The 25,670-nt window shown below is 71.7% G+C and carries 18 protein-coding genes; 10 read left to right on the forward strand and 8 right to left on the reverse strand.

Annotated elements, in window-relative coordinates:
- Positions 1-52: 52 nt before the first annotated feature.
- Positions 53-1,177: a DNA integrity scanning diadenylate cyclase DisA gene (gene disA, locus SLV14N_RS16875; protein ID WP_026170238.1), complete on the forward strand. Its 1,125-nt coding sequence runs from the start codon at positions 53-55 to the stop codon at positions 1,175-1,177.
- 24 nt (positions 1,178-1,201) lie between these two features.
- Here disA and SLV14N_RS16880 read toward each other — a convergent pair whose 3' ends face one another.
- Together SLV14N_RS16880 and SLV14N_RS16885 are read right to left on the reverse strand one after the other, a co-directional pair.
- Positions 1,202-1,618 carry a pyridoxamine 5'-phosphate oxidase family protein gene (locus SLV14N_RS16880; protein WP_263273189.1) on the reverse strand — a complete coding sequence of 139 codons (417 nt, stop codon included), beginning with the start codon at positions 1,616-1,618 and terminating at the stop codon, positions 1,202-1,204.
- 168 nt (positions 1,619-1,786) lie between these two features.
- The gene (locus SLV14N_RS16885; RefSeq protein WP_263269933.1) at positions 1,787-3,112 is read right to left on the reverse strand and encodes a globin domain-containing protein; all 1,326 of its coding nucleotides are present in this window, start codon (positions 3,110-3,112) and stop codon (positions 1,787-1,789) included.
- Positions 3,113-3,394: 282 nt separating this feature from the next.
- Between SLV14N_RS16885 and SLV14N_RS16890 the strand changes: the two genes are divergently transcribed.
- Positions 3,395-4,096 (forward strand): response regulator transcription factor, encoded by a 702-nt coding sequence (locus tag SLV14N_RS16890; protein ID WP_263269935.1) that lies wholly within the window; start codon positions 3,395-3,397, stop codon positions 4,094-4,096.
- Positions 4,097-4,202: 106 nt separating this feature from the next.
- Here the strand turns inward: SLV14N_RS16890 and SLV14N_RS16895 are convergent, their stop codons facing one another.
- The 4 genes from SLV14N_RS16895 to SLV14N_RS16910 form a co-directional block, all read right to left on the reverse strand.
- Complete coding sequence (locus tag SLV14N_RS16895) at positions 4,203-5,837, reverse strand: GAF domain-containing protein (RefSeq protein ID WP_263273191.1); 1,635 nt, start codon at positions 5,835-5,837, stop codon at positions 4,203-4,205.
- Between the two features lie 589 nt (positions 5,838-6,426).
- Positions 6,427-7,413, reverse strand: a complete 987-nt coding sequence (locus SLV14N_RS16900; protein WP_263269937.1) for an SDR family oxidoreductase — start codon at positions 7,411-7,413, stop codon at positions 6,427-6,429.
- Between the two features lie 535 nt (positions 7,414-7,948).
- Positions 7,949-8,770, reverse strand: coding sequence for a hypothetical protein (locus tag SLV14N_RS16905; protein ID WP_263269939.1), 822 nt, complete (start codon positions 8,768-8,770; stop codon positions 7,949-7,951).
- Positions 8,771-9,241: 471 nt separating this feature from the next.
- Positions 9,242-10,060, reverse strand: coding sequence for a hypothetical protein (locus SLV14N_RS16910; RefSeq protein ID WP_263269940.1), 819 nt, complete (start codon positions 10,058-10,060; stop codon positions 9,242-9,244).
- A gap of 546 nt (positions 10,061-10,606) precedes the next feature.
- Here SLV14N_RS16910 and SLV14N_RS16915 point away from each other — a divergent pair.
- The 5 genes from SLV14N_RS16915 (at position 10,607) to cseC (ending at position 15,435) form a co-directional block, all read left to right on the forward strand.
- A complete protein-coding gene (locus SLV14N_RS16915) occupies positions 10,607-11,566 on the forward strand; it encodes an A/G-specific adenine glycosylase (protein ID WP_259670375.1) in 960 nt (319 codons plus the stop codon).
- A 407-nt stretch (positions 11,567-11,973) separates the two neighbouring features.
- Entirely contained in the window at positions 11,974-12,528 is a 555-nt protein-coding gene (locus SLV14N_RS16920) for a SigE family RNA polymerase sigma factor (RefSeq protein ID WP_208687937.1), read from the forward strand.
- A gap of 286 nt (positions 12,529-12,814) precedes the next feature.
- Positions 12,815-13,402: a hypothetical protein gene (locus tag SLV14N_RS16925; RefSeq protein WP_259670376.1), complete on the forward strand. Its 588-nt coding sequence runs from the start codon at positions 12,815-12,817 to the stop codon at positions 13,400-13,402.
- A 9-nt stretch (positions 13,403-13,411) separates the two neighbouring features.
- Positions 13,412-14,122: a two-component system response regulator CseB gene (gene cseB / locus SLV14N_RS16930; protein ID WP_208681715.1), complete on the forward strand. Its 711-nt coding sequence runs from the start codon at positions 13,412-13,414 to the stop codon at positions 14,120-14,122.
- A gap of 8 nt (positions 14,123-14,130) precedes the next feature.
- A complete protein-coding gene (gene cseC, locus SLV14N_RS16935) occupies positions 14,131-15,435 on the forward strand; it encodes a two-component system sensor histidine kinase CseC (protein ID WP_208681716.1) in 1,305 nt (434 codons plus the stop codon).
- A gap of 325 nt (positions 15,436-15,760) precedes the next feature.
- On the opposite strand, the gene SLV14N_RS16940 is transcribed toward cseC, so the two are convergent.
- Positions 15,761-17,290: an MDR family MFS transporter gene (locus SLV14N_RS16940; RefSeq protein ID WP_263273192.1), complete on the reverse strand. Its 1,530-nt coding sequence runs from the start codon at positions 17,288-17,290 to the stop codon at positions 15,761-15,763.
- Between the two features lie 255 nt (positions 17,291-17,545).
- On the opposite strand from SLV14N_RS16940, the gene SLV14N_RS16945 reads away from it, so the two are divergent.
- Positions 17,546-18,157: a TetR/AcrR family transcriptional regulator gene (locus SLV14N_RS16945; RefSeq protein WP_208681717.1), complete on the forward strand. Its 612-nt coding sequence runs from the start codon at positions 17,546-17,548 to the stop codon at positions 18,155-18,157.
- Here SLV14N_RS16945 and SLV14N_RS16950 read toward each other — a convergent pair.
- Positions 18,139-18,810: a M23 family metallopeptidase gene (locus SLV14N_RS16950; RefSeq protein WP_208681718.1), complete on the reverse strand. Its 672-nt coding sequence runs from the start codon at positions 18,808-18,810 to the stop codon at positions 18,139-18,141. The genes SLV14N_RS16945 and SLV14N_RS16950 overlap by 19 nt on opposite strands.
- Before the next feature lie 720 nt (positions 18,811-19,530).
- On the opposite strand from SLV14N_RS16950, the gene SLV14N_RS16955 reads away from it, so the two are divergent.
- Positions 19,531-22,773, forward strand: coding sequence for an NACHT domain-containing NTPase (locus SLV14N_RS16955; RefSeq protein ID WP_263269944.1), 3,243 nt, complete (start codon positions 19,531-19,533; stop codon positions 22,771-22,773).
- A gap of 60 nt (positions 22,774-22,833) precedes the next feature.
- A complete protein-coding gene (locus SLV14N_RS16960) occupies positions 22,834-25,539 on the forward strand; it encodes an NACHT domain-containing NTPase (RefSeq protein ID WP_263269946.1) in 2,706 nt (901 codons plus the stop codon).
- Positions 25,540-25,670 lie beyond the last annotated feature (131 nt).

Genomic DNA, 25,670 nt, shown 5'->3' on the forward strand with positions numbered 1-25,670 from the left:
AGCATGGGCCGGGCGGCCTGCGGACCGACAGACCTTGCGACGGAGGAGTGCAGTGGCAGCCAACGACCGGGCATCGACTCCCGGCAGGTCCGGTGGCAGTTCCTCCACCGAGAGCCTGATGCGCGCCTCGCTGAGCGCCGTCGCGCCCGGTACGGCCCTGCGCGACGGACTGGAGCGCATCCTGCGCGGCAACACCGGCGGACTGATCGTGCTGGGCTTCGACAAGACCGTCGAAACCATGTGCACCGGCGGATTCGTCCTCGACGTGGAGTTCACCGCGACCCGGCTGCGCGAGCTGTGCAAGCTCGACGGTGCGCTGGTCCTCGACAAGGACATCACCAAGATCCTGCGGGCCGGTGTCCAGCTGGTCCCGGACGCCTCCATCCCGACGGAGGAGACCGGCACCCGCCACCGCACCGCCCAGCGCGTCTCCATCCAGGCCGGCTTCCCGGTCGTCTCCGTCAGCCAGTCGATGCGCCTGATCGCCCTCTACGTCGACGGCGAGCGCCGCGTCCTGGAGGAGTCGGCCGCGATCCTCTCCCGCGCCAACCAGGCCCTGGCGACCCTGGAGCGCTACAAGCTCCGCCTGGACGAGGTCGCCGGCACCCTCTCCGCCCTGGAGATCGAGGACTTGGTGACGGTCCGCGATGTCACCGCGGTCGCCCAGCGCCTGGAGATGGTCCGCCGGATCGCCACCGAGATCGCCGAGTACGTCGTCGAACTCGGCACGGACGGCCGGCTGCTCGCCCTCCAGCTGGAGGAGCTGATCGCCGGCGTGGAGCCCGAGCGGGAGCTGGTCGTCCGCGACTACGTCCCCGAGCCGACCGCCAAGCGCTCCCGTACGGTCGCCGAGGCGCTCGCCGAGCTGGACGCCCTCAGCCACACCGAGCTCCTCGAACTCCCCATCGTGGCCCGCGCGCTGGGCTACAGCGGCGCCCCCGAGACCCTGGACTCCGCGGTCTCGCCGCGCGGCTTCCGCCTGCTGGCGAAGGTCCCCCGGCTGCCCGGCACGGTCATCGACCGCCTCGTCGACCACTTCGGCGGCCTGCAGAAGCTCCTCGCGGCCAGCGTCGACGACCTCCAGACGGTCGACGGCGTCGGCGAGGCCCGCGCCCGCTCGGTCCGCGAGGGCCTGTCGCGGCTCGCGGAGTCGTCGATCCTGGAGCGGTACGTCTGACCTGCGCACACCGCGGTACGGCTCTCAGGCCATGAGCCGTACCCCCGTCACGAGATCGGGCCGGATGCGCAGCACGTGCTCATGCGGCCGCTCCCACCGGGGGTGTTCGTCCGGCCCGCTCCACCCGGGCCGCAGCAGGCGCCGGTAGCGCGCCAGCGCATCGGGGTCGGTGACCAGATGGCAGTAGCCGGTGACCACGACGCTCCAGCCGAGATGGGTAACGGTGTCGATGGCGTCGGCCTCGTAGGCGACGACCACGCCCCCGGCGCCGGCCCGCCGGTCCCGGGTGGTCAGTGCGGCGCCCTCGTGGGTGCGCAGCACGATGTCGCCGTCGTCCACGAGGTGCGGGACGGGGTGGATGGCCGGCAGCGCGTGGCGGGTGAAGACGATCCGGCCCAGGGAGACCGTGCCCAACAGCCGCAGCGCTTCCGCGCGGTGCAGGGTTGCACTGCGGCGCGGCCCCTCGGCGGCTGCCCCACCCTGCCCGGTGCGGGCCGCGGCACAGCGCCCGGCCGACGTGTCGTTCACCACCTGCTCCCTCTCGTCCGCACACGCATATCTGCCCAGTAGACGATCACCGGTCACCGCACACCAGGGGCCGTTCGGCCCTTAACGGGCCCTGGCCGGGCTCCGCCGGCCGGGCCGGATCCCGCCGGCGTCGAGGAGCGGGTCATGGCGGATGCGGTCGGCGGGTGTCCCGGCCGCGGCCAGCCGGGACACCGTGGCGCCGACCATCGCGGGCGGGCCGCTGACATAGGCGAGGTGACCGGACCAGTCACCGTGGCGGGCCACGGCCTCGGCCACCGGACCGTACGCACCGGCCGCGGCGCCCTCGTCGAGCACCGTCACCACCCGCAGCCACGGGCGGCAGTCCGCCCAATCCGCAAGCACCCGTGCGTCGTACAGCTCGTCGCGGCTGCGGGCGCCGAGGAACAGCTGCACACGACGGCGTTCCCGGGCGGCCCGCACCGGACGCCCGGCACCCCCGGGCCGGCGCCCGGCCAGCTCCTCCACCAGCGCCTTGACCGGCGCCCAGCCCGTACCGCCGGCCACCAGCAGCAGATCGCGGTCGAGGGCGTCGTCGTCGAGCGTCATCGTGCCGTTCGCGGGGCCCAGCCGCAGGACGTCCCCGACCAGGGTGCGGGTCACCAGGGCCTCGCTCACCCCGCCCTCGCAGGTCTGCCGCACATGCAGCTCCAGCTCGGCTTCCGGCCGGGGTGCGCGGGCGAGGGAGTACGGCCGCCACGCCTGGGGCAGCAGCGGCGATTCGACGGCCGCGTACTGCCCGGCCCGGTAGGGGTACGGCTCATGGGGCCGTACCCGCAGGACGGCGAGGTCCGGGCGGCGCAGCTCATGGGCGGTCACCGTGGCCTGCCAGTACGGGGGTTCGGCGAGGGTCGCCTCCGCGCCCTCGACCATGGCCGCGACGGCGAACCGCAGCATCCGCACCCAGGCCGCTTCCACGGCGTCGGTCCACCGGCTGCCGGCGGTGCGGCGCAGCGCCACCCGCAGCGCCGCCTCGAACGTCCGGTAGTGCACCGGCCGGACACCCAGTTTGCGGTGGTCGCGGCCGAGCCGGGTGAAGAGCGCCGCCACCTCGTCCGGGTCGTGCAGATTCTCGATCAGATACCGGAAGATCCGGGCGAGATGGGCGCGCTGGAAGTCCATCGACGCGGGGAACAGACTCCGCAGATAGGGGCGGCGACGGAACATCTCCGCATAGAGGTGTTCGATCAGCTCGCCGAAGGGGGTCACCAGATCCAGGTACTGGGTGATCAGACGCTGGTCGGCGGCACCGTCGTAGCGCGCCGGGCGGGATAAGTCCGGCTCGGCGGACCGCCTCGGGGACAGCAGCCGGTTGCGCAGCCGCATCGCGTCGTGCCGGGCGAGCAGGGCGTGGTACTCGCCACCGACGGTGCCGGTGAGGGATTCCATGAACGGGCCTCCTGCGGTGACGGAGGGCGGGGCGGCGCCGCGGACCGCCGTGGATTCCGCCCGTCCGACGGAAAGGGGGCGCCAGTATGGCACCGGACACACCTGCCCAAACGGCCCCATTCCCCGGGGCCTTTCGGCCCTTTCGCGGCCCCGTTCCGCCACGGCACCCTCGTGCCGGGACGTCCCGTCCCGCATGCCGGACCGCCACCGGAGAGGGACATACTGGATGATCCGTCAGCGGACCGACTGCCGGTATGCCCCGGGCTACAGAGCGAGCACTGCATGAACCAGCACACCCCACCCGGCCCGTTGCGGGTCTTCATCCTCGACGACCACGAAGTGGTCCGCCGCGGGGTGCGCGACCTCCTGGAGGCCGAGGGCGACATCGAGGTGGTGGGGGAGGCGGGCGACGCCCGGCAGACCCTCGCGCGGGTGCCCGCCGCCCGCCCGCAGGTGGCCGTCCTGGACGTACGCCTCGGCGGCCGGCCCGGCACCGGCGGTGACCACGAAGGCATCGAGGTCTGCCGGGAGTTACGCGCCCGGATGCCGGAGCTGCCCTGTCTGATGCTGACGTCCTTCGACGACGACGAGGCACTGTTCGACGCCATCATGGCGGGGGCGGCCGGCTATGTGCTCAAACAGATCAACGGCTCGGAACTGGTGCAGGCGGTACGCACCGTGGCGGCCGGCGAATCGATGCTCGACCCGCGGGCGGCCTCCCGGGTGATGGCCCGGCTGCGCGGCCCGCGGCAGCACACACCCCAGGAGCCGCCGGCGTCGGAGCTGGACCGGCTCTCACCCCGCGAACGCGAGGTCCTGGAACTGATCGGACAGGGCCTGACCAACAGGGAGATCGCCCACCGGCTGTTCCTGGCGGAGAAGACGGTCAAGAACCGGGTCTCCGCCATCCTGTCCAAGCTGGGCGTGGGCCGCCGCGTCCAGGCAGCGATGGTCGCCGAACGGCTCCGGGAGCCGGGGGACTGAGCAACACGCCGGTGGCGGGGGCCTGTTCCTCAGGGCGGCAGGGGAACGCTCCACACCAAACGGATACCGGGGACTGAGCAACACCCCGCCGGCCGGTGCCCGTTCCTCAAGACGGCAGAGGAACGCTCCACACCAGACAGGTACCGCCGGACGCGGGCGCCCCGACGGTCAGCCGGCCGCCGTACATCTCGGCCCGTGCCCGCAGATTGGCCAGCCCGCCGGTGTGCCGGGCAGCGCCCACCCCCACCCCGTCGTCCGTCACCGTCAGCGTCACCGCGTCGTCCACGGTCAGCACCAGGTCGAGACGGTGCGCACGGGCGTGCCGGGCGGCGTTGCTCAGGGCCTCCACGGCCACCGCCAGCAACTGCTCGGCCAGGGCGTCCGGGACGGTGGCGTCCACCGTCCCGTCGATGCGCAGCGAGGGGGCGAAGCCGAGCGTGCCGGTGGCGCCCCGCACGGCCTCGGTGAGATCGCGGCGCAGGCTCGGACCGCCCCGGCCGTCGCCGGTGGTGCGCAGCCCGAAAATGGTCGAGCGGATGATTCTGATGGTGTCGTCCAGGTCGTCGACCGCGCGGCCGACGCGTTCGGCCGCTTCGGGCCGGTCGATGAGCCGGGTCGCGCTCTGCAGGGTGATACCGGTGGCGAAGAGCCGCTGGATCGCCAGGTCGTGCAGATCCCGGGCGATGCGGTCGCGGTCGTGGAAGACCGCCAGCTCCTCCGACTCGGCGCGGTGGCGGCCGAGTTCGAGGGCGATCACGGCCTGGTCGGCGAAGCCCGAGATCAAGGTCGCCTCGGCGTCGTCGAACGGGGGCCGGCCTGCCAGCCGGCCCAGCCGCAGCGCACCGCGTCCGCTGTCGATCTGGAGGGGGACGGCGATGGCCGGACCGTACTCCTCCTCGATCCCGTCCTCGGTCCCGCCCTCGGTCCCGTCACCCAGCCCGAGCGGATACGCGCGGGGGTCGGACCGGATGTCGGCGCTGACCACCGGCCGGCCGGTGCGCGCGGCCATACCGGGCAGTGAACCTTCGGCCGGGACGAGCAGACCGGCGATCCGGCCGGCGCCCGCACCGTGCGCCACCGCCACCCGCAGCAAGTCCGGCCCGGCCGGAGCCGGCAGGAGCACGGCGGCGCTGTCGGCCCCGGCGACCTCCAGCGCGCGCTCGGCGATCAGCTGCAGCACCCGGTCCGCCTCGGTACCGGACAGCAGGCTGCGGGTGATCTCGGCGAGCGCCTCCAGCCGACGCTCCCGGCGGCGGCTCTCGTGGTACATACGGGCGTTGTCGATCGCCACCCCGGCCGCGATGGACAGGGTGGTCAACACGGCCTCGTCGTCCGCGTCGAAGGAGCCCCCGCCGCGCTTCTCGGTGAGATAGAGATTGCCGAAGACCTCGTCACGGACCCGGACCGGCACCCCGAGGAAGGTCCGCATGGGGGGATGGTGGTCCGGGAAACCGTAGCTGTGCGGGTGGCTGCTCAGATCGGTCAGCCGCAGGGGCTCGGGACGGCGGATGAGCTCACCGAGGATGCCCCGTCCGCAGGGCGTACGGCCGATCTCGGCCATGAGCGCGTCCGACATGCCCACGGGCAGAAACTGCGACAGCCGCTGCCCGTCACCCACCACGCCAAGCGCCCCGTACTCCGCGTCGGTGAGGGTGACCGCCGCCTCGACGATGCCCTTGAGCACCTGCGGCAGTTCGAGCCCACGCCCCAGACTCATCACGGCGTCGAGCAGACTGCGCATCCGGTCCGGTTCGCGAAGGTGGGGCCCCGGTAAGACCGGATCGTGCTGCGTTGCTTCCGACATGACTGCGCCGCTCCCCGGGTCCCGTACCTGCACAGCAGCGTACGCGAGGGCCAGAGGGGACCCGGGCCCCGCTCGCCACGACCGGGCGGCCCCCACACAGGGCCACCCGGGCCCGTACGAGGGGCTGTTCGGCCCTGGGCCCCGGCACACCGGCGCCCCACCATGGATGGACCGGGAAGGGCGACCAGGTCTCCCCCGTGCTCAGCGCCCTTCCCGGTCCACCGGTCCACCCTGCCGCGGCCCGGGCGCCGCATCAGCCGCGCAACACGGCCGCCTCCCGCTCCGGAGCGAGACCAACCACCGGCCGGTCCGGACGCTGCGGAGCCACCGGCCCGACCGCGGCCTCAGCCACGCAGCACGGCGGCCTCCCGCTCCGGAGCGAGACCCACCACCGGCCGGTCCGGACACGGCGAAACCACCGACCCGACCGCGGCCTCAGCCACGCAGCACGGCGGCCTCCCGCTCCGGCGCAAGCCCCACCACCGGCCGGTCCGGACGCTGCGGAGCCACCGACCCGACTGCCGCGTCAGCCACGCAACACGGCCGCCTCCCGCTCCGGCGCGAGCCCCACCACCGGCCGGTCCGGACGCTGCGGAGCCACCCCGCCGAGGGACTGCAGCCAGGTCCAGGTGTCGGCGACCGTTTCGGCGACGGGGCGGCAACGCAGCCCCACCGCCCGCGCCTTGGACACATCGGTGCTGTAGACCGCGTCCCGCGCCTCGCCGGGCGGCAGCCAGACCGGCAGCTCGATCCACGGCTCGATACCGGCCGCGAGGACATCCTCCGGAGCGGTCCAGCGCAGCTCCGCGTCCGCGCCGGTGGCCTGCACACAGCTCTCCAGGAACTCCCCCATCGTGGCGTGCCCGGCCTCACTCACCAGGTTGTACGCACCGCCCAGCCCGGCCTCCAGCGCATCGACCGTCCAGACGGCGAGATCCCGGACGTCGATGTACTGCAGCGCCAACTCCCGCGGCCCCGGCGCGAGGACCGGACCACCGCGGGCGATCCGGCCCAGCCACCACGGCAGCCGCCCGATGTTCTCGTACGGCCCGAGGACCAGCCCCGCACGCAGCAGCAGCGCCCGGTCCCCGAACGCCTCGGCAGCGGCCAGCTCACCGCCCCGCTTGGCCTGCGCATAGTCCTCGGCGTCCGTGGCGTCGGGGGAGCCCGTCACCAGTGGAGCCTGCTCGCCGTACGGGGCACTGGGCGGAGAGGCGTACACCGATCCGCTGGAGACATAGGCGTACCTCCCGACCCGCCCCGCCAGCAGCCGCGCCGTGTCCCGCACCGCCGACGGCGCACCGCTCCAGGTGTCGACAACGGCATCCCACTCCCCCTCCTCCAGGGCAGCGAGCCCCGCCGCGTCCCCCCGGTCACCGTGCAGCGAGGTCACCCCCTCCGGCGCAGCGTGCTTCCCCCGGTGAAACACCGTCACCTGCCACCCCCGCGCCAACGCCGCCTCGGTGACCGCCCGTCCCACGAACTCCGTACCGCCCAGCATCAGTAGCTTCATAACGGCGACTGTGCCGGACGCCGGTGGCCGAGGCCAGCGATGCACGCTCTGGGCGGAATCCCTACGGGCGGAAAAAGCGGAGGGGTGGGGTCCGGGAAACCGGGTCCGGGGGGGGTTCGGTGGTCCGGGGCTCTTGGGCGGGTGCGGGCCGGGTGTCCGCTGTCGGGGTGCCGGGGTGCCGGGGTGCCGGGGTGTCGGGGTGTCGGGCGTCGGGCCTGATCAGCACCGGGGGGCACTGGGCGCCGGAGGGCCAGGGGCCGCTGGACGCCGGTTCGTCCGTCGCCGGTCAGCTCGTTGCCGGTGACGCGGCGAAGCGGGTGGCGGGGTGAAGCGGGCGGCGGGGTGAAGCGGGTGGCGGGGTGAAGCGGGCGGCGGGGTGAAGCAGGTGGCGGGATGAAGCAGGTGACGAGGTGAAGCAGGTGGCAGGATGAAGCAGGTGACGAGGTGAAGCAGGTGGCAGGATGAAGCAGGTGACGAGGTGAAGCAGGTGACGAGGTGAAGCAGGTGGTGGCCCGGGAGGGGAACGACGCCAGCCTCAGCCCTCGGCCAGGAGGAACGTCGTACGGGCCGCTTCCAACCCCGGCACCTTGGCCTCGATCTCGTACTTGCCGGCGGGCACCTTGGCCGAACTCGGCGTGGCGCACTGCGGGCCGCTGGCCCGGCGGTCCCACTCGATGACGCGCTGCACGGACCCCTTGGCCGGCACCTGCAGCAGCGCGGGCTCGGTGCCCGACGGACAGTCGTTCGAGGCCCAGACCCGGTCGTCGCCCGCGGCGTCGCTGATGGTGAGCACCGTGGCCTTCTGTCCGAGGTCCACCTTGCAGGCCGCCCCGGCCGCATTCTCGACCGTCAGCTCGAACTTCGGCCGGACGCCCGGCGCATAGGAGCGCTTGACGCTGCTCAGCACCAACTCCGCTTTTCCGGAGACGCAGTTGGGGAGCGAGGAGCCGGCCACGACGGCGTTCTTGCCGGAGCCCTGACCGATCGGCCCGCCCCCGGAACCGGAACCACCGGCACCGGAACCACCACCGGAACTTCCGCTGCCACCGCCCGCAGCACCCGAGCCGCTCGCACCGCCCGAACCGGAGTCCGCCCCTCCGTCGCCACCCGACTCATCGCGCCCGCCCGGCTTTTGGTCGCTCACCGGACCGCTGGCGGAGGGCCCTGGCGTGATGGACGTCGCGGGGCCGTCCTGCGCCCCCTTGCCCTCATCGCTGCTCTTGCCGGCGTCGCCGCCCCAGTTGAGGGCCCACACCACCAGGAGGGCGAGCAGGACGACGATGGCCAGCGCAACGGCCCTCCGCCGCCAGTAGATGGAGGAGGGAAGCGGCCCGATCGGATTGCGCAGTGATCCCACGCGGAAACTCTACGAGAGATCGGCACCCGCACCGGCCAGTACCCGCCGCTTCCGGCTGCAACTTTTCCCATGATCGGCCCGGAGCCGGCACCCCGACCCCGTTTCCGGCCCTAACGGGCCCGACACCCCGCTAGGTCTGGACCTGTCCGCTCCGGCCTTGCTTTCGTCAGATGCACCCCTGCCGATCATCGGCTGCGACTCAACCGAACCGGTCCGTACGGTCGTTGATCATGAACAGCGCCACTCTCTACCGCGACCTCACCGACCTCGCCCACCACTCCCCCGACTGGCTCCGCACCCTGCACCGCGAGGGCGACCCTCACCTCTGCGGGGGGCTCGCCACCGTGGGGCTCACCTCTGCGGGGGGACTCGCCACCGTGGGGCTCACCTCTGCGGGGGCTCGCCACCGTGGGGCTCACCTCTGCGGGGGCTCGCCACCGTGGGGCTCAGGACCGCACGACGACAGCGACCTCACCGCCCCGACCACTCCTCCTTGTGACCGAAGCCCTGGCCGTTGTCGATCAGCCGCAGCCAGTCGGGGCGCAGTTCCCACAGCGTGGTGCGCTCCAGGGCGGCGCGCAGCCGGTCGCTCGCCGCGACGAACGGAAAGCGCTCGACATAGACCCGCCAGCCGGCCGCCCGCTCGGCGCCGCTCAGCGGGCGGCAGCAACCGCGGCCCTGAAGTCCCGTCAGCCCGCTCCACTCCTGGCCGTCCCGCTGCGCCGTGAACGCGACCCGCGCGCCGGGCCCCACAAGCGCCCGGCCGTGCCGCGTCGTGGTCGCGGTGACGAAGTACAGCGCGGGCCCGGCACCACCCGCCCCGGCCCCCGCCCCGACCCCCACCACGCCGGACCCCACCCCCGACGCGACCTCCGCCCCCGCGCCCGACGCCCCACCGTCCTCCGCGCCCGACGCCACGCCGGACACCCGGCCTGACGCCTCACCCGACGCCGCACCCGACTCCCCGTCAGCCATCCCGCCCCCCACCACGCCCGTCGCGTACAGCACCGCGCATGCCTGCGGGCCGTCCTCGTCCACGTACGCGAGCGTCATCGTCGTATGTGCGGCCAGCGCGCGCCGGATCGCCTCCGGGCAGCCCGGAACGGCCGCGCCCGCGACTCCGCCCGCCCCCACGGCTCCGCCCGGCCCCGCAGCGCCGGCCGCCGCCCCCGAGGCGCCGCCCACTCCCGCAGCGCCGGCCGCCCCCACGGCCCCATCCGGTCCCGAGGCGCCGCCCTCGCCTGGTCCCGCCTCGCCGCCCGTGTCTTCCGCTCCGGTCATCTCCGCCATGCCCGCATCCTCGCTTGCCGCCTCCTTCTATTCCAGCAACGATTACAGAGAGTAGCCAGTTCCCGCCGAGGTGTGACCGTCGGTGCCTCACGCCGGTACCCCGCGCCGGTGCGCCACAGCGCGTGCCCCTCCCCCGGTCGGCCGCCCGGCCCACTGGTCCCAGCCCACCGCCCGGCCACTGCTTCCGACGCGCCGCGCCGGCCACCGGCCCCGGCCCCGGCCCCGACCTCGACCCCGACCTCGGCCCCGACCCACCGCCCCACCACCGATCCAGACCCACCGTCCACCGCCCACCACCGTTCCGGCCCACCACCCGATCGCACCCCCGCCCCCGCAACACCCCGACCGAGCCCGCCCCACCCCCTCTCCCCCTCTCCCATCTCTCCCTCTCCCATCTCTCCCCCTCCCCCCTCTCCACACCCCTCCCCACCCCCCGCCAACCACCCCCCGTTGGCACCCGGCCGTCCTGCGTGTGGGTGGGCGTGCGGCGGGGCGGGCCCGGTGCGTTTCCTGGGCGACGCCGGACGTGCCAGGATCGGCAGTGCCATGACTTCGACGCCTGTCACCACCACTGCCACGACCGCCGCCGCCGAGACCGCTTCCGCCGCCGACGCGGCCGCGGAAGCCGCCGACGGGACCGCGCTGCACGGCCCGGTCACCGACTGGTTCGACGAGCACGCCCGCGATCTGCCCTGGCGCCGCCCTGAAGCGGGCGCCTGGGGTGTGATGGTGAGCGAGTTCATGCTGCAGCAGACCCCGGTCAGCAGAGTGCTGCCGGTGTACGAGCAGTGGCTGGCCCGCTGGCCGCGCCCTGCCGACCTGGCCGCCGAGGCGCCGGGTGAGGCGGTCCGGGCCTGGGGCCGGCTCGGCTATCCGCGGCGCGCCCTGCGGCTGCACGCCGCCGCGTCCGCGATACAGGAGCGGCACGGCGGCGACGTGCCGCGTGAGCACAGTCAGTTGCTGGCGCTGCCCGGCGTCGGCGAGTACACCGCCGCGGCGGTCGCTTCCTTCGCGTACGGGCAGCGGCATGCGGTGCTGGACACCAATGTGCGGCGGGTGTTCGCCCGCGCGGTGGCCGGCCGCCAGTTCCCGCCGAACGCCACCACCGCGGCGGAGCGCAAGCTCGCCCGTGCGCTGCTGCCCGAGGAGGAGCAGCTGGCGGCGCGCTGGGCGGCGGCCACGATGGAGCTGGGTGCACTGCTGTGCACGGCACGCACGCCGGAGTGCCACCGCTGTCCGATCGCGGCGCAGTGCGCGTGGCGGCAGGCCGGGTCCCCGGCGCACGACGGTCCGCCGCGCCGTACCCAGACCTACGCCGGTACCGACCGTCAGGTGCGCGGCAAGCTGCTGGCCGTGCTGCGCGAGGCGGTCGCGCCGGTGCCGCAGCAGGTGCTGGACGCGGTGTGGGACGAGCCGGTGCAGCGGGCGCGGGCGCTGGACGGGCTGGTTTCGGACGGTCTGGTCGAGCCGCTGGGCGGGGGCCGGTACCGGCTGCCGCTGACGTAGCGCGGCTGTCACATACGGATCGAGGAGGCGCGGCTGCTTCGGCGGCCGCGCCTCCTGGCGTGACGGCCGTCCGCCTGATGTGGTGTCACCTTTCGGGCATCATGACCGGAAGGTGCCCCGATACGGCCTGAAGAAGTCCCTCGCCGGGCCGCGTTGCCGTCGTGTCACGGCCGATAGGTCTTGTGGTGGGGGTGCTTCTCCCCCCGGAGTATGACGTGCACAGGCCCGCCGTCCGTCCGAGGTATGACCCCTGGCGCGCTGTTACACAACCGAGGGTTTTCCGTGCACTCCCTGTGGGGCCGACGCACATTACGTCGCAACACCCTCTCCGTAGCGTCTTCCTCGTGCTGGAGATGACCGTCAGCACGGTCAACGTGGGGAAACGAAAGCGGATCGGAGGCGTCGAGATGGCGACCAGCGGCGGCAAGGTACTGGACTTCGAAGAGTACGTTCGTACGCGGCAGGAGGCCCTGCTGCGGAGCGCCCGGCGCCTGGTGCCCGACCCGGTCGACGCTCAGGATCTGCTGCAGACGGCCCTGGTCCGCACCTACGGCCGCTGGGACGGCATCGCGGACAAGTCGCTGGCCGACGCCTACCTCCGCCGCGTCATGATCAACACGCGGACCGAGTGGTGGCGGGCGCGCAAGCTGGAGGAGGTGCCCACCGAGCAGCTTCCGGACGCGAGCGTGGACGACGGCACCGAGCAGCGCGCCGACCGTGCCCTCCTGATGGACATCCTCGGGGTGCTGGCTCCCAAGCAGCGCAGCGTTGTGGTGCTGCGACACTGGGAGCAGATGAGCACGGAGGAGACCGCGGCGGCGCTCGGTATGTCGACGGGTACCGTCAAGAGCACGCTGCACCGTGCGCTGGCGCGGCTCCGTCAGGAGCTGCAGATGCGTGACATCGACGCGCGGATGCTGGAGCGCGGCGAGCGGGAGCGGGAGCGGTGCGCGGCGGCCTGACGGGCGGCGCACGGCACGCGGTACAGGGCACGGAACACGGCGCGGAACCCGGCACCACACCAGATACCAGACGAAAAATATCCTTACCGGTGAAAACGGGCAGAACGCCGGGTGCCTTACGGCTCCGGGCCCGACGCGCGACAATCAGTTCAGGAACAGCAGCGGGATCAGCGGCTGTGCGAGAAGCACGGTGAGCGGGAGCGGATTGTCCAGGAACAGGTTGACCAGGATCGGGTTGACCAGAGGCGGCGCGGCCACGGCAGGAGTGGCCGCCGTCGGCCTTTTGATGGCCGGATGCAATCCGGGGGGCGAGGGCGTGCGCAGCGAGGGCTCCGCCAGCAGCACCCCCGCACCCAAGGGCCCGGTGAGCAGCACCCCCAGCCCGACCTCGACCGCGGACTACAAGAAGGTCGACGCGGTCCAGCTGCTGAAGGACGACCCGAAGGTCGGCGCGTTGGTGAAGAAGTCCCTCTACAAGCCGTGCGCCGCCGACGAGTACCCGGTCGAGGTGACCTATGCGTCGCTGACCGGCGGCAAGTCCCCCGATGTCATCGTCAACGTCATGACCTGCGCGGATTCCGTCGGGATCGGCTCGTACGTCTATCGCAAACGCAGCGGTGCGAAGGCCGGGTATGACAACGTGTACACGAACGAGCAGCCATCGGTCTCCGCCGCGGTCAACAAGGGCGAGCTGGAGGTCTCCAAGCAGACCTACGACACCGGCGACAAGGTGTGCTGCCCCTCCGGTGAGGATGTGATGCCCTACCGCTGGGAGGGCAGCCGCTTCGTCGAGCACGACGGCTATCACACCGACTACAGCAAGACCACCGTCGACGGCGCCACGCCGGACGACGGCACGGGATCGGAGGGTTGAGACAACCGCATGGCCGAGACCCATGTGCTTTTCGTCGAGGACGACGACGTCATCCGCGAGGCCACTCAGCTCGCTCTGGAGCGGGACGGATTCGTGGTCACCGCGATGCCCGACGGACTCGCGGGTCTGGAGGCGTTCCGCGCCAACCGTCCCGACATCGCCCTGCTCGATGTGATGGTGCCGGGGCTCGACGGGGTCAGCCTGTGCCGGCGGATCCGTGACGAGTCGACGGTTCCCGTCATCATGCTGTCGGCGCGTGCCGACTCCATCGATGTGGTGCTCGGCCTGGAGGCCGGCGCCGACGACTATGTCACCAAGCCGTTCGACGGTGCGGTGCTGGTCGCCCGTATCCGCGCCGTGCTGCGCCGCTTCGGTCACGCCAGCGGCCCGGACCGGGCCGGCGGCGCCGCGGCCGATGCGGACGATCCGGCCGAGGCGGTGCTGCGCTTCGGTGATCTGGAGGTCGACACCGAGGGCATGGAGGTGCGCAAGGGCGGCCAGAATGTCGCGCTGACGCCCACCGAGATGCGGCTGCTGCTGGAGTTCTCCAACGCACCGGGTACGGTCCTCTCGCGCGACCGGCTGCTGGAGCGGGTCTGGGACTACGGCTGGGGCGGTGACACCCGGGTGGTGGACGTCCATGTCCAGCGGCTGCGCGGCAAGATCGGCCAGGACCGGATCGAGACGGTCCGCGGCTTCGGATACAAGCTGAGAGGCTGACACCTCCGGTGGTCAGGCTGGCCCTGCGGACGGGGCTGAGATGGAAGCTCAGCGCCGCGATCGCGCTCGTCGGAGCACTGGTCGCGATCGCGCTGAGCCTTGTCGTGCACAACGCCGCCCGGCACTCCATGCTCGACAACAGCCGGGATGTGCAGATCGAGCGGCTCAACTTCACGCAGAAGATCTTCGAGTCCACCAACCGGCTGCAGTTCGGCGCGAAGATCGACGATCCGTCGCTGCCGCCGCCGCTACGGGACGAGGTCGCCAAGAACAAGCGCGCCACCTACCTCCAGGACACCGGGCAGACCGCCCCCGAGGTGTGGGCGGCCTCACCGCTCAGCAACGGCCGGGTGCTGTCCATGCACGACCGTTTCCCGGACCGTTTCGCCGTCCTGGACGACCTGGACCAGGCGCTGGTCATCGGCTCGACGGCGGTGGTGGTCGGCGGCTGCGCGCTGGGGGTGCTGGTCGGCGGGCGGCTCTCCCAGCGGCTGCGGAAGGCGGCAGCGGCGGCCGGCAAGCTCGCCGACGGCGACACCTCGGTCCGTATCCGCGAAGAGGTCGGCACCGGCCGGGTGCGTGATGAAACCGACGATCTGGCGTGGGCCGTGGACGCCATGTCGGACGCCCTCCAGGAACGCATCGAGGCCGAGCGGCGGGTCACCGCCGATATCGCGCATGAGCTGCGCACCCCGGTCACCGGTCTGCTGACCGCGGCCGAACTGCTGCCGCCCGGCCGCCCCTCCGAGCTGGTACGGGACCGGGCGCAGGCGCTGCGCACCCTCGTCGAGGACGTACTGGAGGTGGCCCGGCTCGACGGCCATGCGGAGCGCGCCGAGCTGCAGGACGTGGTGCTGGGGGAGTTCGTCACCCGCCGGGTGCGGGCGCTCGGCCCGGACATCGCCGTCGAGGTCGTACGGGACGCCGACGTCACCACCGATCCGCGCCGCCTGGAGCGGATTCTCGGCAATCTCATCGCCAATGCCTCCCGGCACGGCAGGCCGCCGATCGAGGTCACCGTCGAGGGCCGGGTGCTGCGGGTACGCGACCACGGTTCGGGTTTCCCCGAGGCGCTGCTGCGGGAGGGCCCGAGCCGCTTCCGTACGGGCAGCAGCGACCGGGCCGGGCGGGGCCACGGTCTGGGGCTGACGATCGCGGCCGGCCAGGCCCGTGTGCTGGGCGCCCGTCTGACCTTCCGTAACGCCGATGAGCTCACCGATGGTTCGACCGGCGCGGTCTCCGTTCTCTGGCTGCCGGAGAACGCGCCCACCAATACGGGCAGCTTTCCGGTCATTCATCTTCCGGATCGGTAGTAGGCCGTTGCGCTTGGGGGCGCTTCCCACGTTTTTGGCTTTCCCACCGTGAGGGTTTCTCGCCGTTGCGCCTGGCGGCGAGCCGGCCGGTGCGCTGTGCCTCGGCCGATGCTTGCGGGTGCCCCGCCGTTGCGCCTGCGGCGGGCCGGGCCGCTGCGCGGGGCTGTCGGGGTGCGGTGACGGGCCTCCGGGGCCGGTGTCCAGGACTGCTGCGCTTTACGTCCTGGACACCGGCCCCTCCGGCCCGTCCCCTCCCGTGGGTGGGTGGGAAAAGGCCGGTGGGGGTGCACGTGATCACTCATGTGCACCCCCACCGGCCGATGGCTCAGACGGTCTCCGCCACCGCTATTCGGTCCGCCGGAGCGTCGCCGTTCTGCGGGGTCTCGGCCGGTGTGGCCGGGCCGCCGCGTAGCGGGACCTCCTTGAGGAACCAGGCCGCGGCGAAGCCGGCGATGCTGATCACCGCGCCCCACAGGAAGACGTGGTGGGTGCCGGTGGCGACCGCGTGCATATACGCGTCCTTGATCATCGGCGGGAGCTGGGCCAGGCCCTTCGGGTCCATCTGGGCCCCGCCGCTGGTCATCTTCTCGCCGGCCTTGCCGATCCGTTCGACCATCGTGGCCTGCACCTGGTGGGTGAAGATCGCGCCGAGGATCGCGACGCCGAAGGAGCCGCCGATCGTACGGAAGAGGGTGGCCGAGGACGAGCCGACGCCCATGTTCTTCATCTCGACGCTGTTCTGCGCGATCAGCATCGTGGTCTGCATCAGAAAGCCCATACCGGCGCCGAGCACCGCCATGTAGGCGCCCGAGGTGAAGCGTGTGGTGTCGGTGTCCATCAGGGACAGCAGCGTCAGGCCGAGCGTGATCAGCCCGCCGCCGACCACGACGAAGATCTTGTACTTGCCGGTCCGGGTGGTGACCCGGCCCGCGAACAGCGACACCACCATCATGGCCAGCAGCATCGGCAGCAGCAGCAGACCGGAGTTGGTGGCCGAGGCGCCCTGCACGGTCTGCTGGAACAGCGGCAGGAAGGTCATCGACCCGAACATCACAAAGCCGACCAGGAAGCCGATGAGCGTGACGAGCGAGAAGTTGCCGTTGCGGAAGATGTGCAGCGGCAGCACCGGCTCGCTGACCTTGCGCTCCACGAGCACGAAGAGGGCGAGCGCGACCACGCCGAGGACGCCGAGGCCGATGATCTGGCTGGACAGCCAGTCGTACTCGGTGCCGCCCCAGGTGGTGATCAGCACCAGCGCGGTGATGCCGACGGTGAGCAGCGTGGCGCCGACGTAGTCGATCCGGGTCTGCGACCGCTTCTTCGGCAGATGCAGCACCGCGGTGACCATGATCAGCGCGATCGCGCCGAGCGGCAGGTTGATGTAGAAGCTCCAGCGCCAGCCCAGGTGGTCGGTGATGGTGCCGCCGACCAGCGGTCCGCCGATCATCGCGACGGCCATGACGCCGGCCATCATGCCCTGGTACTTGCCGCGCTCCCGCGGCGGAATCAGATCGCCGATGATCGCCATGACGCCGACCATCAGTCCGCCCGCGCCCAGGCCCTGGACGGCGCGGAAGCCGATCAGCTGCCCCATGTCCTGTGCCATGCCGGACAGCGCGGAGCCGATCAGGAAGATCACAATGGACGTCAGGAAGACGCCCTTGCGTCCGTACATGTCGCCGAGCTTGCCCCAGATCGGTGTCGAGGCGGCGGTCGCGAGCGTGTACGCGGTGACGACCCAGGACAGATGTTCCAGTCCGCCCAGTTCACCGACGATGGTCGGCATCGCGGTGCCGACGATCATGTTGTCCAGCATCGCGAGCAGCATCGCGATCATCAGCGCGAAGAGCACCATCCGAACACTGGCCGGCTGCTTCTCCTGGCCGGCGGCCGGTGCCGCGTCCGCTCTCCCCTTCTTCACCGAGGCCTGTCCGTCCCCCGTCGGGGTCGCATGCTGCGACTTCCCCATCACTCACTCCCACTTACTTGCCGCCCGGCTAGTTCAGTACAGTGAGGAAGGTAGGCGGCTAACTAGCCGGGCGTCAAGTAAGTTTCTCTGGTGCCCCACTGGGCAGCCCTCTGACCAGTACCGACGACGCAGGAGAGCACCATGAGCACACAGGCGCGCAGGGGAAACACCCGCCAGCGCATCCAGGACGTCGCTCTGGAGCTGTTCTCCGAGCAGGGCTATGACAAGACCTCCCTGCGGGAGATCGCCGAGAAGCTCGACGTCACCAAGGCGGCGCTGTACTACCACTTCAAGACCAAGGAAGACATCGTCATCAGCCTGTTCCAGGACCTGGGCCGGCCGATCGACGAGCTGATCGCCTGGGCCGAGGGGCAGCCGCGGACCCTGGAGACGAAGCAGGAGCTGATCCGCCGCTACAGCGAGTCGCTGCGCTCGGCCGAGCCCCTCTTCCGCTTCATGCAGGAGAACCAGGCAGCGGTGCGCGATCTGAGCATCGGCGAGAGCTTCAAGTCGCGGATGCTGACCCTCTTCGGCCTGCTCAGGGAGCCCGATTCGGAGCTGACGGATCAGGTGCGCTGCATCACCGCACTGTTCTCCATGCACGCGGGCATGTTCGCGATGCAGAACCTGGAGGGCGACCCCGAGGAGAAGCGCAAGGCCATCCTCGAGGTCGCCACAGAACTGGTCACGGCGGCAAACCCGCCGCACCGCCGGCCAGCCCGGCCGGACTCAGCTCAGACGGTGTCGCCGTGAGCCCGCAGGAATCCGGTCGGCTCGATGCCCGACCCGTAGTTGGGGCCGGTGCGGACCTCGAAGTGCAGGTGGGGGCCGGAGGAGTTACCGGTGCTGCCGGACAGGCCGACCTTCTCACCGGTGCCGACCTGCTGGCCGACGCTCACGTTGATCTGTGACAGGTGCGCGTACTGGGTGTACATGCCGTTGTCGTGCTTGATCACGATGGCGTTGCCGTACGCCGGGCCGTCGCCGCCACCGTTGGGACCGGCCTTGACGACGGTGCCGGAGTGCGCAGCCTTGACCGCGACACCGCTCGGCACGACGAAGTCCTGGCCACTGTGGCTGCTCGACCACATGTTGCCGGCCAGACCGAAGGTCGAGCCCAGGGTGTACTTGTCGACCGGGGTCACCCAGGCGTTGGCCTTCTTGGCCGCGTCCTTCTTCGCCTTGGCGGCGGCGGCCTTGGCGTCGGCGGCGGACTTGGCCTGCGCGTCGGCCTGTGCGGACACGGTCGAACCGACACCCGAGGTGAGGTTCTGCAGACCCGCGTCGGCGGCGGTGGCAATACCGGCACCGAGTGCGGCGGTAACGCCGACACCGGCGGCGACAACGGCGACGCGATTGCGCAGGGCGAGCTTCTTCGAATTGCGGAGAGCGGTGAACTTCGACATGCGGGTTTTCCTCCAATGAATTGATTGGTTTCCCGGCTGCGGACCGGGATCGCCATTCCTTGGTAACCCGCCTTCGCCGCCCCGCCAAGGGGCCTTTCTACTAACCCGGCCCGTACGAGAAGCCGGGTGATCGAGGCCCTTGCGTGCCCGCCGAACCTCTGCGCGAAACCCCCAAATACGGACATCTCGCATCGCCGTCCGGGCCCGCCACGCACCCCTTGAACAGGCCTTTCCTCCATATGCCGCACGGGCCTTACATCCCCCGCGCCGCTCATCCGCCGCCACCCCCGCCCATGACCCCGGAAACCCCCGCTTCTCCGCGGCCCACTTCCCCTAATTTCTTTAGTAGGGCCCAAATCGCCTGTGTGCCATGTCACCGATAACCAAGATCCAACCCCTTGTCGCGCCCTTTCAGACGCCCGATTCGGAGCCCCGGGCGCTTGTGACGCAGACAACTCACTCCTTTGTGACGTGGCTTACCCGGCCTTTGTGACCCCGATTACCCGGCATTTGTGACCCGGGTTACTCGCCCCTTGTGACCGGGGTTACCCAGACCCGCCAAATGTCCGAATTGGAAGGGAATGGGGGCTCGATATCCGTGACCGCCGCCACACCGTTCCGCGTCCCGCGCGCACCTGGCCGATCCCTGACCCACGCCCCGACGGCCGCCCTAGCCTGGCCCGACGGCAGCACCGGCCACGGGGGAGGGCGGACCGCACGATGGACCCGTCAGCAGTGGGTGTCCGACTCGCCTCCGGCGTGGTCGCACCGCTCGTCAGGAAGCTCTTCGTCAGGGAAGGGCCGGGCGCCGGCCTGGTGGCGAAGCCGGTACGGATCTCCGGGCTGGTCAGCTTCAAGGGCGAGCAGCGGACCCTGTCCGACAAGGACCTGCGCAAACTCGCGGCGGAGCTGGTGGACCGGGCCGTACGGACCGCCGGGCCCGGCGAGGGCCCCCTGGCCGCGGACGAGGAGCGGGCGGTGGCCGACGCCCTGGCCACCACGCTGCACGGCCTGGGCGACCTCGACATGGACGACGTCCAGGCCGTCCGCCTGGGCGCCACCGCCCTCGCCGCACGCCTGCAGGCGGCGCGCCCGCACGCCGTCCACGGCCTCTCCCGGGACGCCGAGCTGCTGCACGCCACCCTGCTCGGCACCGCCTGCCTGCACATCGTGCACTTCTTCACCCAGCGGTCGGCCTTCGTGGCCCGCACCCTGGTCCAGCAGAGCAGGAGCCTGGACAGCCTGATCACGCTCATCGACGAGTTCCTGGAGCGGCATCCGTCCCCGCGGGCCGCGGACGCCGCCTTCGAGCGCGGCTACCTCGCGTACATCGCCCGTAAGCACGGCCGGCTGACCATCTACGGCATCGATCTGGCCCACTCCCCGGACCGGTGGCGGCTGGACGCGGCGTACATGAGCCTGGAGGCGACGGCCCCGGCCGCCCGCGAGGTGACCGCCGTCAGCCCCTTCGCCGAGCAGGCCGGCCCCTGGGACGGGCCGCCGGCCCCCGTGCCCCTCCCCGCCGACCAGGCCCTGGCCGGCCGCGACCGCGTCCTGCTGCGCGGCGTCGCCGGCTCCGGCAAGAGCACCCTCGTCCAGTGGCTGGCCGTCTCCTGCACCAAGCCCCCCGGCGAGACGGCCCTCCCCCACCTCTACGGCCGAATCCCCTTCGTCCTCCCGCTGCGCACCCTCGCCCGCGACGGTGCGCCGCTGCCCACCCCCGACCGCTTCCTGACGTCCGTCGGCTGCCCGATAACCGGCTCACAGCCCGAGGGCTGGGCCGACCGCGTGCTGACCTCCGGGCGGGCGCTGCTGCTGATCGACGGCCTGGACGAGATCCCCGACCGCGAGCGCGAGCTGACCCGCCGCTGGCTGCGCGATCTGACCGACGCCTTCCCTGACAACCTGTGGCTGGTCACCTCCCGCCCCTCCGCCGTACGCGACGACTGGCTCACCGCCGACGGCTTCGGCGAGCTCACGCTCTCCGCCATGAGCCGCGCCGAGGTCGCCGCCTTCATCGGCCGCTGGCACGACGCGGCCCGCTGCGACGCCGAGGACCCCGAACGCCTCGACGCCTACGAGCAGTCCCTCCTGGCCGCCGTGCACACCAAACAGGACCTCGCCCGGCTCGCCACCAACCCGCTCATGTGCGGCCTGATCTGCGCACTGCACCGGGACCGCCGCGGCTATCTGCCCACCGGCCGCAAGGAGCTGTACGACGCGGCGCTCGGCATGCTGCTCTCCCGCCGCGACCGCGAACGCGATATGGCCGCCCCCACGGGTATCGAGCTGAGCGACGAGCCCCAGATCCAGCTCCTCCAGCGGCTCGCCTACTGGCTGATCCGCAACGGGCGCAGCGAACTCGACCGGGAGCGCGCCGAACGCATCCTCGGCGAGGCGCTGCCCGCCGTGCCCGCCGCGGCGGAGCAGGGCGACGCAACGGCCATTTTCCGCCATCTGCTGCTGCGCAGCGGACTGCTGCGGGAACCGGCCCCCGGCGCGGTCGACTTCGTCCACCGGACCTTCCAGGACTACCTCGGCGCCAAGGCGGCCGTGGAGGACGGCGACTTCGGACTGCTGGTGGCGCATGCGGAGGACTCCCAGTGGGAGGACGTGATCCGGATGGCGGTGGCCCATGCGAGGCCGCGGGAGCGGGCGGAGATCCTGCGGGGGTTGATGGAGCGGGGGGACGGTATCGAGGAACGCCCCACGTGGCTGCGGGTCCATCTCCTCGCCATGGCCTGTCTGGAGCATGCGACGGAGGTCGATCCGCGGGTGCGGGACGAGGTGAACGGGCGCGCGCGGGCGATTCTGCCGCCGCGCAGCCGTGAGGAGTCGCAGCTGCTCGCCAGGGTGGGACCACTGGTGCTGGAGCTGCTGCCCGGGCCGGAGGGGCTGGCGGACGATGAGGCGCAGGAGGTGGTGGCGACCGCCGCGCTCATCGGGTCGGATGCGGCGCTGGAGGTGATGAAGCGCTTCCGGGATCACCCGGCGATCGGTGCTCGCGCGCAACTCGCCTCGACATGGACGCAATTCGACACCGCCACGTATGCCCGGGAGATCCTCCAGCGCCTCGACACCAAGGTGACCGTCACCGCGACGTCTTACGCCGAACTGCACGCACTCCGGGCACTCGGCCGGCCACGCGTCTCGGTGCGCGGCCCCTTCACGGCTGCCGAACTTCTCGGCGCCTTGCCGCTCGGCCGGATCGAAAGTCTGAGCATCATGGAGAACCCGGAGATCTCCGACCTCGCCTTCCTCCGTGAGGTCCCCTCACTGGAGTGGCTGGCACTCTGGGACTGCCCGGCGGTCGAGAGCGTCGCCCCGCTCGCGGACCTTCGCCTCCGCAGCCTGAGCGTCTCCGGGCCACCCGAGAAGAACGTAGCGATTCCACACGGACTTCACCGCCTGTGCCACCTCCGCACCCTGCTGCTCCACTGCATGCACCCGCCGGAGGGCCTGGCGGCGCTGCCCTCGGATGCCCCGTTGCGCGAAGTGATTCTCAACTGGCCCGTCGGCGCCGAATTCACCGGCATCACGCGCTGGCCCCGTATCCGAGACATCCAACTGCTGCGCCTCACCCATGACTTCGGCGAGAACCAATGGAGTGCACTGGCGTCACTGAGCGAACTGGAGCATTTCTCGTTCGGTCTGGCGGAAGAAGGCGTCACCCTGCACCTGCCGGACGGTCTTCAGCTTCCGCAGGTGAAAACGCTCAGCGTCATCAACACGGCGCGCCTTCCCGTGTCCGCAATGAGCCGCATGCTGAGCTCAGCCCTCCCTGCTTTCCCCAGTGTCCGGAAACTCCAGCTCTACGGCCTCAACGACGGCTCCATCGACCTCTCCCCCACGTCGGTCCTGCCGGAACTTCAGGAGGTCTATCTCTCCTACCTCCGCCCGGAGCCCGACTACTCCCTCCCTCCCCACATCAAACTCACCCGTTACCCCCGCCCCCGCACATAGGCTTACGAGCAGCGCAGCCCCTCAACCCCCCATATTCAGCACCGCAGTTACGGGGAACCCATGGATCCCACGAACATCATTGCCCGCCTCACGCCCCATGCCGTCGCTCCGCTGATCCGCAGGCTCCTGGCACCCGACGGGCCGGTCGCCGAGCCGGTCGACCGGCCGGTGCGGATCTCCCGGCTGCTCTCCTTCACCGGCGAGAAGCCGACGCTGAGCGAAGGGGAGCTGTACGGGCTCGCCGCGGCCCTCGTCGAGACGGTGTCGGACAGCCGGCCGGATGCCGCGGACCAGGCCGTCGCCAGCGCCCTGGCCCGTACCCTGCACGCCCTCGCCGAGATCGAGATGGACGATCTCGATGCCGCCCGGCTCCTCCCGGCCGAGTTCGCCCGGCGCCTGTGCGAGACGGTGCCCGGCGCCACCCGGCAGCTGACGCACGACGGAGTCCGGCTGCACGGCCTGCTGCTGGACGTCGCCGCCCTGCACCTGCTGTACCTCTTCACCCAGCGGTCGGCCTTCGTCGCCCGGACGCTCGTGGAGCAGACCCGGACCCTCACCGAGCTGATCCACGGACCGAGCGCCGCCGCCTCCTCCGTCTTGCTGCCGCCCCGTACCGCCGACGACCCCGCCGCCAAGGAAGCCGCCGCCGACGAAGTCACCTTCCGTGTCCAGGACGCCGCCTCCCCGCCCCACTCCTCCGGACAGGCCACCGCCTCCAAGGACACCACCTCCCCCGACGCCGCGTTCGAAGCCCGCTACGCCCAGGACACCGCCGCCCTCCACAACCACCTGACGATCTTCGGGATCGATCTGACGCACTCCCCCGACAGCTGGCCGCTGGACGCCGCCTATCTGGGGCTGCAGTGCGAGCCCGTTCCCCAGGACGCCGAGGGCACACCGGACCCCGCCGGCCAGGACGAGCCGCCGCTCCCCGCGGAGCAGGCGCTGTCCGGCGGCGGCCAGGTGCTGGTCCGCGGTGTGGCGGGGTCGGGCAAGACGACCCTGCTGCAGTGGCTGGCCGTCGCCACCGCCCGTGATGAGCTGCCCGAGGCGCTGGCGGGGCTGCGCGGCCGGGTGCCGTTCCTGCTGCCCGTACGCCGTTTCGCCCGTGAGGGACTCCCCTCCCCGGGCACGTTCCTGAGCGCCGTCGGCCACCGGGACGCCGGGGAGGCGCCGGCCGGCTGGACGGAGCGGGTGCTCGATGCGGGGCGCGCGCTCTTGCTGATCGACGGGATCGACGAGGCCCCCGAGAGCGAGCGCGAGCAGGTGCGCCAAAAGCTCGGCGAGTGGACCGTGCGCTACCCGGGCAACGTCTGGATCGTCACCTCCCGGCCGTCCGCGGTCCCCGGCAGCTGGCTCGCCGGCGAAGGGTTCGGCGAGGTGTCGCTGGCGCCGATGAGCCGCGAGGACGTCGCCGCGTTCATCCAGCGCTGGCACCGTGCCGCGGCCCAGCGGTCCCCGGCCGATCTCGACCGGCTCGGCCATTACGAGCGGACCCTGCTCAATGCCGTACGGATCACCCGCGATCTGGGGCGGCTGGCGACCAATCCGCTGATGTGCGGGCTGCTGTGCGCCCTGCACCGCGACCGCCGGGGCTATCTGCCACAGGGCCGGAAGGAGCTCTACGACGCGGCGCTGTCGATGCTGCTGGAGCGCCGGGACCGGGAGCGGGCCATGGTCCCCACCGACGGGGTGGAGCTGACCCGGCAGCCCAAGATCCAGCTGCTGCAGAAGCTCGCTCACTGGATGCTGGTCAACGGCCGCTCGGAGATGGACCAGGCGACGGCGGTGGACACCCTCGGCCGGCATCTGCCCGCGATACCGGACGCGGCCCGCCAGGGCGGGCCCGAGGACGTCTTCCGGCATCTGCTCAACCGGACCGGGCTGCTGCGCGAGCCCACCCCCGGCACCGTCGACTTCGTCCACCGCACCTTCCAGGACTATCTCGCCGCCCGCGCGGCCGTGCAGCGGCACGATTTCGCGCTGCTCCTCGACCATGCGCACCACGACGCCTGGGAGGACGTCATCCGGATGGCCGTGGCGCTGGCCCGCCCCGATGAGTGCGCCGCGCTCCTGGACGGGCTGCTCGCCCCGCACCCCGGTGTACGCGCCGCCGAGGCCCGCCACCGCAAGCTCCTCGCGGCTGCCTGTCTGGAGCATGCCACCGAGCTGGACCCGGCGGTCCGGGCGCGGGTGCAGCGCTTCACCCGCTCCATGGTGCGGCCCAGCACCCCGTCCGCGGCCCGTGCCCTGGGCTGGATCGGGCCGATCGTGCTGGAAATGCTGCCCGACCCCACCGAGGTCTCCGACCACGAGGCCTATCTCCTCGCGATCACCGCCACCTCGATCTCCGACGACATGGCGATCGACTATCTGACGGGCCTGCGCCACCGGGCGCATCACGAGGTACGGGCGCAGCTCGCCGGGGCCTGGCGGCGCCATGACACCGCCCGCTACGCCCGCGAGATCATCGCCCACCTCGAACCGGCCGAGCTGTACCTTCCGGTCTCCGACCTGGAGGAGCTGCATGCGCTGCGCCGGCTGGGCGGCCGGCCGCATCTGCGGATCGCCGGGCCTTTCACACCGGACCAGCTCGTCGAGGGCATCGCTCCGGCCGAGGGTCTGACGCGGCTGTGGCTCGCCTACGACCTGGGCGTTTCCATGGAGTGGCTGTCCGCCTTTCCGAATCTGGACACTCTGCGGATCGGCCGCCGTATTCCGCCGGTGAGCGGTGTTCCCGAGGGCATTCGCCTCGTGCAGATGTAGCGTGCGGACGCCTGCCGCGCACCGCGTGAACGGCCGAAAACAGCCCATTGCCAAATACGCGCTGCATTTCCGTTCCGCTAAAGACGGCGGCACCTACAGAACTGCCCCGGAACCGTAAGAAACGATTCCGG

The organism is Streptomyces sp. Je 1-4 4N24 (genome assembly GCF_026239515.1).
Lineage (GTDB): Bacteria > Actinomycetota > Actinomycetes > Streptomycetales > Streptomycetaceae > Streptomyces > Streptomyces nigrescens.